This is a genomic window from Sphingomonas sp. GW821-FHT03E12 (assembly GCF_059420685.1).
The window spans coordinates 733,435-746,244 of record NZ_JBWKUF010000002.1 but is presented as its reverse complement, the minus strand read 5'-3'; the positions used below and the strand labels follow the sequence as shown (position 1 = coordinate 746,244).

Below are 12,810 nucleotides of genomic sequence, written 5' to 3'. Positions count from 1 at the left end.
TTCGAGACCGGCCGTCAGGGGCTAACATGCCCCATCAGGATCGCGCCGATCGCTCCGCCCGAGATTGCGATGCCGTAGGGGATCGGCCCTTGGCGCTTGAGCGAAACCATGCCTGATCGCAGCAGGATCGGCTCGGGAACGAGGCGACGGAAGAAGATGAAGAGAAGTGCGATCACGGCCCCGAGAATCGCAATCGCGCCGATCAGCCACGCGGCGCCGGTGATGTCGAACCACAAGGCGGTCGCCGCCAGCAGCTTGACGTCCCCGCCGCCCAGCCAGTGCGCGCCGAAGGCAAGGACGCCGAGCGCCAGCACCGCGAGGAACACTGCACCATTCTGCCAGATCGAGGCGTCCAGCCCCTTCGCCATGGCATAAGCCGGGAAGAGCAGGACGATCGCGACGGGAAAGAGGTTGGAGATCCGGAGACGGTACATGTCCTGAAGGGCCGCCGCCGCCAGCAGCAGCACCAGCACGCCCAGCAGTCCTGCGGGTATCATGGCGAACCTCCTGCCGCGGCAGTCATTCCGTCGAGCAGTGCGGTCGCCTCATGTGCGTAATAAGGGTTCATCTCGACCGCCTGCGCCAGCATCGCGCGTGCCAGGTCCGTCCGCCCGGCGCGCAACGCCCCCTTGGCAGCAAGGGTGAGGCGCGACGCCCAGGCCAGATCGTCCTCCCCCTTCCGCCGCTGCGGCGCGTTGCCGCGCGCGCCTTCGACCAGGTCGATATTGTTCGCGATGCGGCGATCCTCCGGCGCCGCCCGCGATGCCGCACGCAGATCGCTGAGCGCCTCGTCGTACCGGGCCTGCTCGATCCGCGCGAACGCGCGGTTGTTGAGTGTAACCGCATTGTCCGGCGACAACCGCAGCGACAGCGCAAAGGCCTGCTCGCTTTCATCCCAACGTTGCATCTGCGCCAGCGTGACGCCCAGCATCTGCCCGCTTTGCACGCTGGCGCAGCGGGGCAGCGTCTCGCTCAGCGCCGCAAAGGCGCGTGAATCTCCCGAACGTGCGGCCGCGACGCCGAAATCGCGTACATATTCGCAGCGCTCCGGCCGTGCCGCCCGAAGCGCCTCGAAGATGCGCAGCGCCTGCTCTGGCGCTCCGGTGGCGAGCGCGAACTGTCCCCGCACATCGTCGAGCGCCTCCACCTCCCCGGCGCCGGACGGAGCGGGCAGCCGCGCCAGCATCACCTCAGCCTGGATCAATCGCCCGGCGTGGATCGCGGCAGCGACGAGCGGCAGATCCGCTGCCAGCGATGCCTGTGCCGGGGCGCATGGGGCGAGGATCGCCGCGAGCGCGAGAACCAGCCTCACGCCCGGCGTCCCCGGGCAAGCGCAGGCAGCGCATCCATGCCGATCAGGATCTGGACCCTGTCGACGCGTGCGCTTTCCTCTATCCGCGCGGCGAAGGGCAGGTTTCGCGACAGCCGCTCCCCCAGCGCGCGCTGACTTACGGGGACGAGGATGCGGCTGCGCTTCAGCTGAAACACGGCATCCCCGGCCTCGATTCCGCCAAATCCGCGCTTCGCCAGCAGTGCCGCCGTCTGCCGCGCGACACCGTGCCGTCCGGCCGCGTTGACGGCGCGCGTCGCGCGAATGCTGCCCGATGCCGCAGGCATGACCGCGGGAGACTGTGCCGGCGGGGCCGCTACGCGCGGCATCGTCACGACAAGCGTTGCGCGTTCGGACTGCCTGATCAATCGGACATCGGGTTCGGCGGCGGGCGCAGCTGCCGTTGCCGCGGGCGACGCATCGGCCGGCTTCGGCGGTACCGGCTCAATCGCGGTGACGACCGCATCCGGCAATGCGATCCGCATATCGGCCATCAGCTGCGCAGCGTCGGCATCGCGCTGCTGCGCTCGGAGAAACGCCGCGAAATTCTGGTAGATGCGCGGATTGCGCGGCGCGAGCGCCAATGCCTCCTGATAGTAGCGATCGGCAAGATCGGCGCGGCCCAGCAGCTCATACGCAATCGCCAGCCCCTCCAGCGCCGGACTGTTCGCGGGATCGAGACGCAGCACACGTCGATAGGCAGCGATCGCCAACCCATATTGACCGCGCGAGACCAGCGCATTGCCCGCGGCGACGCTCGTCTGCCCCACGGCTACGTCTCCCACGGGCCGGATGCCCGACAGGCCGGGCGAGGTCGCGCAGCCGTTGAGCAATCCGAACATCGCGACGGTGGCAATCAACGGACGGACGCGCGGCATGGTCACCCTCCCATCACAGGCATCAGGTCGCGCACGATCCGGATCGCGGCGGGCAGCATCAGCACACCGATCATCACCGGCAACATGCAGGTCACCAGCGGGATCGAAAGCAGCACCGGCAGCCGGTGCGCCTTCTCCTCGGCCGCCAGCCGCCGGCGCTCGCGCATCTCAGCGGCATAGACGCGCAACGTCTTGCCGATGCTCGCCCCCAACTTGTCGGACTGGATCACCAGTGTCGCAAAAGCGCGGATCTGGTCGACGCCTGCGCGATCGCCCATCCGGCGCAGCGCGTCTTCGCGACTGCGCCCGGCACGCAGTTCCAGCACCACCCCCGCAAGCAGCTTCGCGACCAGCGGATGCGAATGCATCATTTCCCGCCCGACACGATCGAACGCCGCTTCCAGCCCCAGGCCAGCCTCGACGCAGACCAGCATCAGGTCGAGCGTGTCGGGAAAGTCCCGGGTCAGCCGCTCCCGCCGCCGGTCCGCCCGTGCACGCACGAACAATGTCGGAATGTAGAGCCCCCCCAGCGCGAGCGCGGCGCCGATCACATAGAGCTGAAGAAGCGATCCCGTACGTCCCGTGAGCGTCGCGGCCATCACGAACAATGCGGGCAGGCCGAGCGTCATCGTCAGCCGCACCAATGTGTAGATGCGCGGTGCGAGCGGCGAGGAGAACCCCGCCTCGGCCAGCCGCTCGGCCAGCGCGGCGCTGTTGGTGTCGGCGAGCGAAAGTCCGCTGCGCTCGATCGTGCTCACCAACCGGTGCCATGCCGAAGACTGCTGCTCGCCGCGCAGCGACCCGCCAGCCACCACGGCGGTTTCACGCGACATGGCCTGCAACCGCGCGCGCACGCGCGACCGGTTGCGCACCAGCGTCGCGACGGCGAACGACAGGCCGGCCGCAAGTACGAACACCAGCGCCAGGACGAAGGTGCGGGAGAGCTGCGGGGCGAAACCGGCGATCATACCTTCAGGTCCACCATGCGCCGGATCGTGAAGAAACCGACGAAGTAGAGCAGGACCAGCCCCGCAAAGCCGGGCAGGAAGGCCGGATCGCCCGCCACGTCGAGGTAGAAGGCGGGGTTGAGCAGGAACAGCGCCGTGAACGCCAGCAGCGGCAGCGCAGTCAGGATCGTCCCCGTCATCCGCCCCTCCGAGCTGAGCGCGCGGACCATCATCGCCATGCTCGCGCGTTCGCGGATCACCTTCGAAAGATTCTCGAGAATTTCGGCAAGATTGCCGCCGGTTTCGTGCTGGATCGCAAGCGAGACGACGAACATCCGCATATCGTCCAGGTCGCAGCGCTCGGCCATGTTCTGCAGCGCGTCGCGCAGATCGGCGCCATAGGTCACCTCATCCACCGCCAGCCCGAACTCGCTGCCGATCGGATCGGCCATTTCGCGTGTCAGCAGATCAAGCGCGGACGCCACCGGATGCCCGGCGCGCAAGCCGCGCACGAAGATGTCGAGCGCGACCGGGAACTGCTCCGTCAGCTTCTTGTGCCGCCGGTCGGCCTTGCGGGCGAAGACCAGCAGCGGCAGCGCGATCCCGACCACCGCGGCAAAGGTCGCGACCATCACCACCACGCCGAGCGTGAGCGCGACACCGGCCAGGACCACGGCGGCCAGAGCGACCAGCAGGATGCTGCCCGCCGCCATTGCCATCCATGCCGCGATCTGCACCGGCGAGTAGGGCAGTCCGCTGGTGCGCAGCATCTTCTCCAGCCGCTTGCCCGGTCCGCTCAGCGCGCCGGGCAGGTCGATCCCGCCGGCCAGCGAATCCCGGCGCAGCTTGGCCGCGATCGCCGCCTGGTCGGCGCCATGCGCGATCATTTCCAGCCGTTTGTTGACCGCGCGCTGCTTGTTGCGCGTGCTGCGCATCCATTGCAGCACCACATCGACCGCGAACAGGGTTGCGCCAAAGACCAGCAACAGGATCAGGACGCGAAGGGTCGTGTCGCTCATCTAGCGCAGCTCCAGTTCGGGCCGGAACAGGCTGGCGGGAAGGCGGATACCGCGATCGGCCAACTCCTGCATGAATTTGGGGCGGATGCCGCTCGCCTCGAATCGCCCCTGAACGGTGCCGTCGTCGGCACGGCCGGTCATGCGGAAGCGGAAGATCTCCTGCATCGTGATGACGTCGCTCTCCATGCCGGTCAGCTCCGACACGCTGAGCAGCCGCCGGCCGCCATCGCCGAGCCGCCCGACCTGGATGACCACGTTGATCGCCGACGCGATCTGCGCGCGCGAGGAGCTGACGGGAATGTCGATCCCGCTCATCCCGATCATCTGTTCGATACGCGACAGGGCGTCGCGCGGGGTGTTGGCGTGGACGGTGGTCATCGACCCGTCATGGCCGGTGTTCATCGCCTGAAGCATGTCGAACGCCTCACCGGCGCGCACCTCGCCGACGATGATACGGTCGGGGCGCATGCGCAGCGCGTTCTTGACCAAATCGCGCTGGGTGACCTCCCCTGCCCCCTCGATATTCGCTGGACGCGTCTCCAGCCGCACGACATGGCGCTGCTGGAGCTGGAGTTCGGCCGAATCCTCGATCGTGACGATCCGTTCGGCGCCGTCGATAAAGGCGGACATCGCGTTGAGCAGCGTCGTCTTGCCCGAGCCTGTCCCGCCCGAGATCAGCACGTTGCGGCGCGCCTCGACGATCGCGGCGAGCACCTGCGCGACATCTTCGGGGATGCTGCCCAGCTCGATCAGCCGCTCCATCGTGATCGGGGTCTTGGCGAATTTGCGGATCGACAGCAGCGGGCCATCCACAGCGAGCGGCGGCACCACTGCATTGACGCGCGACCCGTCGGCCAGCCGCGCATCGACATAGGGCGCTGATTCGTCGATCCGCCGCCCCACCGCAGAGACGATCTTCTGGATGATCCGCAGCAGATGCCGGTCGTCCTTGAACCGGACCGGCGTCTCCTCCAGCTTGCCGCCGCGCTCGACGAACACGATCTGCGGGCCGTTGATCAGGATGTCGGTGATCGTCGGGTCCTTGAGCAGCGGCTCGATCGGCCCGAGGCCCAGCAGTTCGTCGAGCACGTCGCTGACCAGCTGGCGGCGTTCGTTGAGGTTGAGGGCGTGCTTCTGCAGCGCCAGCTGATCCTGCACGATGTCGCCGATCTCGGACCGGATCTGCTCGGGCGTCATCGTCTCGAGCGCGGAGAGGTTGATCAGATCGAGAAGGCGCTGGTGCAGTTCGACCTTCAGCTCGGTCCAGCGCGCAAGATCGACGGTCTTGTTCTCGGTCTCGACCGCCGGGGCGGCGGAGCGGTCGGCGATACGCGCGTTGCTCTTGATCTGCCACATCGCCTCAACTCCGGTCGAGCAGTTCGTCCAGGCCGTCCATCATCGCCTCCACATCACGGCCGATCCGGCTCTTGCCCTTGATGTCGCTGACCAGGATGCCTTCGTTCAGTGCGGCCATCATCAGCGGGAAATCATTGGTCACGGTGAATGCGACCGGCCGCCGCAGCACGCGCTCGGCGTCGCCCAGGTCGATCGGACGGAACAGCTTCTTCTCGATCCGGTTGACGACGATGCGCACAGCCTCCGGCGGGATACCCAGCCGCTCGAGCAGTGCGAGCTGGCGTTGCGCCTTGGACAGGCTCGCGATCGTCAGATCGACCACAAACAGGATAGTGCTCGCCCCCGCCAGCAGTGACAGCGACCAGTTGGTCCAATCGCTCGGGAGGTCGAGGAAGACAGTGTCGTAGCTCGTCCGGGCCAGCTCCACGAGCCCACAGATCTGGTCGATATCGATCGACTCCAGCGGCATGATATCGACCGGGGCAGAGAAGACCGCGAGGCCCGTATTGTGCTTCGCAGGGACCGAGCGCAACACCGCAAGGTCGAGCCGCGATCCGGCGTCGAGCAGATCTCCCACGGTCAGGCTGGTTTCCAGCCCCAGATAGGTTGCGACGTTGCCATTCTGCAGATCGAGGTCGAACAGCGCGGTCTCGCGACCCGCCTTTCCCCCGCGCGCCGCATATTGCGCCGCGAGTTGGGTCACCAGTGCCGTCGCGCCGACCCCGCCGACGCTCTTGATCACCGCAACGAGCTTGCCTGGCGCCGCTTCGGCCTGCCCCATCTGCTCGCCCAGCCGGTCGATCACCGCCTCCAGCTCGCTGCGCACCAGCGGCAGCGAGACGACGTCGCTCGCGCCGATGCGAAGCAGGGCACGTACCGTGGCAAGCGAGGTATCGCGCGCCGCCGCAACTACGGTCAGCCGCGGATGCCGCTCGCGCAGGCGCTCCAGCCGCCGGATCGACCCGGGATCCTTCGCGCAGACTTCGACCACGATGGTCTGCGCGCGCGCCGCAATGTCCGCGGGGATTTCCGCGCTCGGCTCCAGCGCAGTGAGATCGATCACGAAATCGTTGCGGCGGCTCGGCCCCAGCTCGCTCGCGCCAATCTCGGCCTGGGACAGGACCAGCTCCACCGCAACCGCGCTGCTGCGCACCCGCCAGCCGCCCGGTCCCCATTCACTCAAGCTACGTACTTCCACATCGTCACTCCTAGTTCGCCACGTTCCCGTTCCCATCCTCGAGCGTGAGAGAGGCGCCGAAGGCAGGCAGGCTGATGCTGTTGGTCCGGAAGAAGCTGATCAGGACCGGCCGGAAGCTGAGGTTGCGCAGGCGAACCACCACCAGCGGCGCGACATCGGCACCGTTGGGATCGCCGGCAAAGCCCAGCCCGGAATATTCGTAGCGGACCTCGACATTCGCCGCGGTCAGGCGGGGGTAGATCAGCCGCATCCGCGTGGCGATCCTGTTGAATGCCGCGACATTCGCCGTCCCCAGCCACGGACAGGAGCCGCCGATGCAGCTGCAGCTGATCGCGGTCGCGTCGGTTCCGGTCACCGCGGTCGACACGCAGCTCGCGCCCGCGAAATTGGCCTGCGGCACTGCGGCGCCCTGCGACAGTCCGTCGCTGACGGTGAAGCTGTAGGCCGCAAGACCCGCCGGAACGATGTCGGTGACGATCGCATAGCGCGCGCCGGCCTGCGTCGCCTTCTCGGCGCGATTGCACTCCCACAGGAAGCGCGCGACATCGACTGTACCGAGCAGGAAGACGATCAGCAGCGGCAGGACCAGCGCGAACTCCGCCGCGCCCGATCCGCCCCGATCGGCCAGGAGGCGCCGCGCCATCATACGCCCATCACCGGGACTTCGGACGCCGCACTCAGGTTGATCGTCACCGTCGTGATGCCGAAATGGTGGAACAGCGAATTGTACGGCACGACCGCCGAAACCTTGACCACCGGCACGCCGCTGGCCTGCCCCTTGTAGATCCCCGAATAGGTGCCGGAAGTGTCGCAGCGGACCGTCAGCGTGATGCTGGCCGGATCGGTCCAGCTCACCAGCCGCGCCGTGCCGCCGCTGATCGTGCCCGTCCGTGTGATTTCCCGCGTCTTGGTCACGACATCGCTGGAGGCCGACGCGCAGCTATAGTCGCCGAAGCCGCGGCGCGAGGCATAGCGCGCGCCGTCGCGCACCGCCTTCACCACGACATGCTGCGACATGAAGAAGTTGCCGAGATCGACCAGGCCGAACATCAGGATCAGCATGATCGGCATCACCAGCACCAGCTCGATGCCGGCGGCACCCGACCGGCATCGCCAAAGCAAAGGTACAAGCCGCTTCATTGGATCAGGTACGGCACGTCGCGCCGCACCACCTGCGCCAGATTGGCGCCGTTCGCGCCCGAGGTCGTCTCGCCGATCACCTCGACATAGACCTCCTTGGAATCGGTATAGGCGGTGTTGCCGCTCTTGCGGGTGAAGGCCGGCTCGACCAGGAAGACGTCGAGCCATTTGGCGACCGGAACATTGGTCGATTTTCCGTGGATCGACAGCGCGCGGCAGTTGAGCACCGCGACCGAGATGCGCCGCCGGTCGCCTTCGGTGCCTGGAGTCAGGCCGGCACGGCCGGTGGCCGGATAGCCGAAGCCGGTAGGCTGGGCTCCGTTCCCATTTCCGTTGCCATTTCCATTTCCGTTGCCGTTCCCATTTCCGTTACCGCCTCCGCCGCCAAGCTGCTGCGGTACGGAGATGCCGTAGGACTGGCCGCCGACCGTGATCGCGGTGTGCGCCATCTCCCATTTGTACACGTCGTACCGCGTCGCGCTTGCCGACAGCCCAGTGGCGCCCGTCCAGGCGCTCGATCCGCTGAGCTTGTAGTTGACCCGGAAATAGGCGTCGCGGTCCCAGCTGCCGGTGCCCATCGTGCCGCACTGGGCCGACGACGCGACCGCGTGGCACAGATCGCGCGGATAGCCCATGATGTCGGGATCCGCGCTGCCGTCCGCGGGCAGCGCCGCTGCGCTGGTGGGGCGATAGGGCCGGCTGGACTCGCCCCATGTGTCGTTCGAACAGCTCGCCGTGTTGTTCGAGGTGCAGACCAGATCCTTGCGGCTGTTGCTCGACGGCGAGCAGGTACCGCCGCCCTGCGACGGGCAGGTCTGGTTGCCGTTGGCGAACACGTCGAACCGCGTGTTGAGCGCCGAGAGCACCGACGCGCTCATTCCCGTCTTGGTCGTCACGCCGGTCAGCGGCGAGCAATTGCCGGGCGGCTTGTTGTACCCCAGCGCCGCGGCAAGATCGCTCGCACCGTTGCCGCTCTGGGATTCGAGCCAGCCGAAATTGCCGGGCGTGTCGGCGTTGCCCGTGATCAGCTTCATCCCGACCCCGACCGCGGGGCTGAAGCCGAGCAGCTCATCGACGTTGTTGAGCGGCTCGGACGGGTTGCACACCATCACCGGCGGCACGTTGCAGATCGCCGTCCCCACGCCCGCCGCCGCCGCCGCGCTGATCGCGCCCGAACTGAACGCGCCCACGATCGGCGTCAGCGCGTAACGCGCGGTGCGTGCGCCGACCGTGACCTGCACGAAATACGAGTCCGCATCGCCCGTCGCCGCGGTCCGTGCGCTGTCGCTGAGCGCCGAGTAAAAGGCGATCGTCGGCACCGTCACCGTACGATCGACCCCGTCATTCGCGAACAGGGCGCGATTGGCGATGAGGCTCTGCGCGGCGGATGTCGCGCGGGTCTGCGCGCCGCTCCGGCCATCGAGCTGCGACGCGGCGGCAAGCGCGGCCTGATCCGCGGCGCTCTGGAGTTCGGTATCAAGGCCTGCAAGACGCGCATAGTCGAACGCCAGCCCCGCGGCGCCCACCAGCCCGAACAGCGCGATCGCCACGATCGGGGCAACCGCGCCGCCCTCGTTCCGCAGAAGATCGCGCGGGCTGCGCATCGCCGGTTCCTCCTATTTCGGCGTTCCGCCCGCGCCGGTCGCGGTGCCGGTGGTGGCAACCGCCGGCGGTTTCTTCACCTCACCCTTGCGGTAGCGCTCGGCGGCCGCGGCGGCGCGCGCGCCCGATGTCATGATCGGCGCGTCGTCATCCGGAACCGGACCGGGGTCGATGACGTGCAGCGCCTGGTTGGTGCGGACCGAGTCGCCGAACCCCGTGTCGATCGGGGTACAGGCAGCAACTGCGATCAGCGGCAGCAGCGCCAGGCGGCGGATCGATTGCGCGGCCATCGTCACCTCCTCATCTCATAGCCGGAGGGCGGCTCGTCCGGCAGCGCGCGCGCGGGCGGCTTCGCCTTCTTCGCCTCCGGCGGCGGCGCATGCGGATCGAGCGGATTGATCCCGACTGCACGGTCGGTTCTTCCGAAACCGAACAGATCGCCCTCGCTCGGCGGCAGCACGCGATCGGTCGGCATTGCAAGCTTCTCGGCGCTCACCGGCTTCACCAGCCGTGGCGTCACGATAATGACCAGCTCGGTCTCCTGCTTCTGAAAGCCGGTCGAGCGGAACAGCGCGCCGAGGATCGGGATCGATCCCAGCACCGGGAACTGCCGCACCGTGTCCTGGAAATCGTTGCGCAGCAGGCCGGCGATCGCGAAGGACTGGCCGTCGCGCAGCTCCAGCGTGGTCTTGGCGCGGCGGGTCTGGAGGCCCGGCACGGTCAGCCCGTTGATCGTCACCGATGCCGACGGATCGATCGAGCTGACTTCGGGTGCGACCTCCAGGTTGATGACACCATCGTCCAGCACGGTCGGGGTGAAGGCGAGGCTTACGCCGAACGGCTTGAATTCGACGGTGATCGTCGATGCGCCGTTGCCATTGCCTCCCACGCCGCTCTGCGCGACCGGCACCGGGAACTCCCCGCCTGCCAGGAACGAGGCGGATTCGCCCGACAGCGCGATCAGCGTCGGCTCTGCCAGCGTCGTGACGACGCCCTTGCGCTCGAGCGCGTCGAGCGCGGTGACGATGTTGAGCGAACCGATGCTGTAGCGCGCCGCGCCGACGCCGAACGCCTCGAGAATGCCGGGCAGGTTGACGATCGGCCGCCCCGCCTGATCGGTCAGGATCGCGGTCTGGGGCGCAGTGCTGCCAGTGCCGCCGCGAAATCCGTTCGAGAAGAAGGCGTTGTTGAAACCGAATTGCTTCGCCGCGGTGCGGTTCATCTCCGAGAAGCGCACTTCCAGCATCACCTGCTGCGCCGCGCCGACGCTGAGCAGATTGACCACCTTGTCGGCGGCAAAGGTGGCCGCGATCTGCTTGGCGCGGTCGGCGGCGGGACCGGACGACACCGTCCCCGACAGCACGACCGAATCCCCCGACGCGCGCACCGCGATCTTCTCGTCCGGCAGCAGTTCGGACAACTGACGCCGCAGCGACACCACATCCGCACCGACTGAGATGTCGATCACGCTGATCAGTGTGTTGTTGCGATCATAGATGGTGAGGCTCGTCGTCCCCTGCTTCTTGCCCAGCACATAGACCGAGCGATTGGTCAGCGGGACGATATCGGCGATTTCGGGATTGCCGATCAGCACCTTGGTAAAGGGCCGGTCGGCCACCACCACCTGGCTCTTGTTGACCGGCACGACGACCTCGCCCGCCGACATTCCCGGCGCAGCAGCGACGCCCTGCGCCGCCGCGGGCAGCGCAACCATCGTCAGCGGCGCGGCGCCCAGGGCCGCGGCCATCTGCCACACCATTCGGGCTTTGCGATCAGAACCCAGCATAGCGCCCCACCTCATAGCTCTTGTCCTGCGTACCCCGGATCACCTCGACGCGATTGCCTGCCGGCGGGGCGGCGCGCGGTGCACGCGGTTCGCGCGCACGCACGGGAGCCGGGCCGGCCGGCCGGAAGGCGGCGGGCTGAGGACGGTTGTATCCGCCGACGAATGCGCCATCGCGCAGATCCTCGACGCTCACGGTCTCGACGACCGGATTGGGCTCGCCCGCGACGGTGCGCAGCACCAGGCTCAGCGTCCCCACCTGCTGGGCCAGCGCAAGCTTCTGCGAGTCGAGTTGCGACACTTCGAGCGTCGCTGTCTTGCCGATCACCGGCTTGTCGCCATTGGCGTTGGCATCCTGGTCGATCGCGATGACGCGCACCTTCTGCAGCAGCACATCCGTGATCTGCCCGGTATTGCCGGTCAGGTCAGTGGGCGTGCGCGTCACCAGTACGTCAACGACATCGCCGGGCAGAACGAATCCAGCCACCCCCGCCACCTCGTTCACGCGAACCGCCGCGGCGCGCATGTCCGGTTTCAGCACCGCGGAAATGGTCGCGCGGCCGCCCTCGCCCGCCAGCTTGGGGCGCAGGATCGGCTCATCGGTAAGAATGGGGCGCAGCGCCACGCGGGCCTTGCCCATCGGCAGCAACTGCTCGATCGAATGGAAGGCGCCTGCCGGAACCGAGTCCATGGGCCAGTCGATCAGGCGGACCTTGTCCGCGGTGATCTGGGTGCCGAAATCGATGGGCACGCGTGCCACAGCGACTTTGCGGGTTCCCTGAATGCTCTGCGTCTGTGCCTGCTCGACCCGGCCTAGATAAGTATTCGCAAGAAATACTGCGGCCAGCCCGACGACGATCGCGATCGCCAGCATGATGATCGACTGATTGCGCATATGCCCCCACCGCCTCCTTTATAGGAGGGGCCGTCCGGGATGGACGGCCCCCAGGGCGCTCAGGTGCAGGCAGCGTTGGTCGTGGTCGTGATGCAGTTCTTCGCTTTTTCCATCGAGTTGGAAATCGCGCCCCCCAGGGCAAGAGCGGCAAGTGCGATACCAGTACCGACAACGGCAAGAATCAGCGCATATTCAGCCGCCGAAGCGCCGCTTTCGTCGTTCCAAAGAGCCTTTATCATGGTCATCTCACGTCTCCTCAGCGGACCCGTGTCTCAGCGGATCAGGGCCGCTCCCTCATCAATCCGGATTGCGACGACCTCCCCCACATTCCCGAAGCGTCGCCACTCCCCGCACCATCGATTAGGAGCCGCGACGGTAAGCAAGTCAATAACTATTAATTCACCTTATATTTCAATATCTTACATCAATATTTCGTTAACCATTTCCAGTAATTTACTTGTTTTTCAATGACTTAGTTTCAAGTCAATTTCAAGGTCAACGCTGTCGCCCATCTGTCTTCCACGGCAAAAAGCTGTACCTAATCAACACAGGGCGGCCCAGTCTGTAACTAAGGATATACATCTTTACTCACCGTATAAGTAATTTTACTATCTAAAACTGGAGATGCATTTCTTCGCTACACGTTTCGAATACGTTTCAAA

The 12,810-nt window shown here is 66.6% G+C and carries 14 protein-coding genes; all 14 read right to left on the bottom strand.

The window, feature by feature from the left end; translation table 11 throughout:
• Positions 1-14: 14 nt before the first annotated feature.
• The 14 genes from AC07TU_RS09055 to AC07TU_RS08990 are packed head-to-tail and all read right to left on the bottom strand — an operon-like array spanning position 15 to position 12,393.
• On the bottom strand, positions 15-497 hold the full coding sequence (locus AC07TU_RS09055; RefSeq protein WP_495187575.1) for an A24 family peptidase: 483 nt from the start codon (positions 495-497) through the stop codon (positions 15-17).
• Complete coding sequence (locus AC07TU_RS09050; RefSeq protein WP_495187574.1) at positions 494-1,312, bottom strand: hypothetical protein; 819 nt, start codon at positions 1,310-1,312, stop codon at positions 494-496. The genes AC07TU_RS09055 and AC07TU_RS09050 overlap by 4 nt, the downstream gene beginning before the upstream one ends.
• Entirely contained in the window at positions 1,309-2,208 is a 900-nt protein-coding gene (locus AC07TU_RS09045; protein ID WP_495187573.1) for a LytR C-terminal domain-containing protein, read from the bottom strand. The genes AC07TU_RS09050 and AC07TU_RS09045 overlap by 4 nt, the downstream gene beginning before the upstream one ends.
• A gap of 2 nt (positions 2,209-2,210) precedes the next feature.
• Entirely contained in the window at positions 2,211-3,176 is a 966-nt protein-coding gene (locus tag AC07TU_RS09040; protein ID WP_495187572.1) for a type II secretion system F family protein, read from the bottom strand.
• Positions 3,173-4,174: a type II secretion system F family protein gene (locus AC07TU_RS09035; RefSeq protein ID WP_495187571.1), complete on the bottom strand. Its 1,002-nt coding sequence runs from the start codon at positions 4,172-4,174 to the stop codon at positions 3,173-3,175. The genes AC07TU_RS09040 and AC07TU_RS09035 overlap by 4 nt, the downstream gene beginning before the upstream one ends.
• Positions 4,175-5,530 carry a TadA family conjugal transfer-associated ATPase gene (locus tag AC07TU_RS09030; protein WP_495187570.1) on the bottom strand — a complete coding sequence of 452 codons (1,356 nt, stop codon included), beginning with the start codon at positions 5,528-5,530 and terminating at the stop codon, positions 4,175-4,177.
• A gap of 4 nt (positions 5,531-5,534) precedes the next feature.
• Positions 5,535-6,728, bottom strand: coding sequence for a CpaE/TadZ family protein (locus tag AC07TU_RS09025; RefSeq protein WP_495187569.1), 1,194 nt, complete (start codon positions 6,726-6,728; stop codon positions 5,535-5,537).
• Positions 6,729-6,738: 10 nt separating this feature from the next.
• Positions 6,739-7,371 carry a TadE/TadG family type IV pilus assembly protein gene (locus tag AC07TU_RS09020; RefSeq protein ID WP_495187568.1) on the bottom strand — a complete coding sequence of 211 codons (633 nt, stop codon included), beginning with the start codon at positions 7,369-7,371 and terminating at the stop codon, positions 6,739-6,741.
• A complete protein-coding gene (locus AC07TU_RS09015) occupies positions 7,371-7,868 on the bottom strand; it encodes a TadE/TadG family type IV pilus assembly protein (protein ID WP_495187567.1) in 498 nt (165 codons plus the stop codon). The genes AC07TU_RS09020 and AC07TU_RS09015 overlap by 1 nt, the downstream gene beginning before the upstream one ends.
• On the bottom strand, positions 7,865-9,472 hold the full coding sequence (locus AC07TU_RS09010; RefSeq protein ID WP_495187566.1) for a pilus assembly protein TadG-related protein: 1,608 nt from the start codon (positions 9,470-9,472) through the stop codon (positions 7,865-7,867). Before AC07TU_RS09010 ends, AC07TU_RS09015 begins: the two co-directional genes overlap by 4 nt.
• 12 nt (positions 9,473-9,484) lie before the next feature.
• Positions 9,485-9,760 (bottom strand): hypothetical protein, encoded by a 276-nt coding sequence (locus AC07TU_RS09005; protein WP_495187565.1) that lies wholly within the window; start codon positions 9,758-9,760, stop codon positions 9,485-9,487.
• A gap of 2 nt (positions 9,761-9,762) precedes the next feature.
• Positions 9,763-11,217: a type II and III secretion system protein family protein gene (locus AC07TU_RS09000; RefSeq protein ID WP_495187564.1), complete on the bottom strand. Its 1,455-nt coding sequence runs from the start codon at positions 11,215-11,217 to the stop codon at positions 9,763-9,765.
• 25 nt (positions 11,218-11,242) lie between these two features.
• Positions 11,243-12,148 carry a Flp pilus assembly protein CpaB gene (cpaB, locus tag AC07TU_RS08995; RefSeq protein WP_495187563.1) on the bottom strand — a complete coding sequence of 302 codons (906 nt, stop codon included), beginning with the start codon at positions 12,146-12,148 and terminating at the stop codon, positions 11,243-11,245.
• 59 nt (positions 12,149-12,207) lie between these two features.
• Positions 12,208-12,393 (bottom strand): Flp family type IVb pilin, encoded by a 186-nt coding sequence (locus tag AC07TU_RS08990; protein WP_495187562.1) that lies wholly within the window; start codon positions 12,391-12,393, stop codon positions 12,208-12,210.
• Positions 12,394-12,810: the final 417 nt, after the last annotated feature.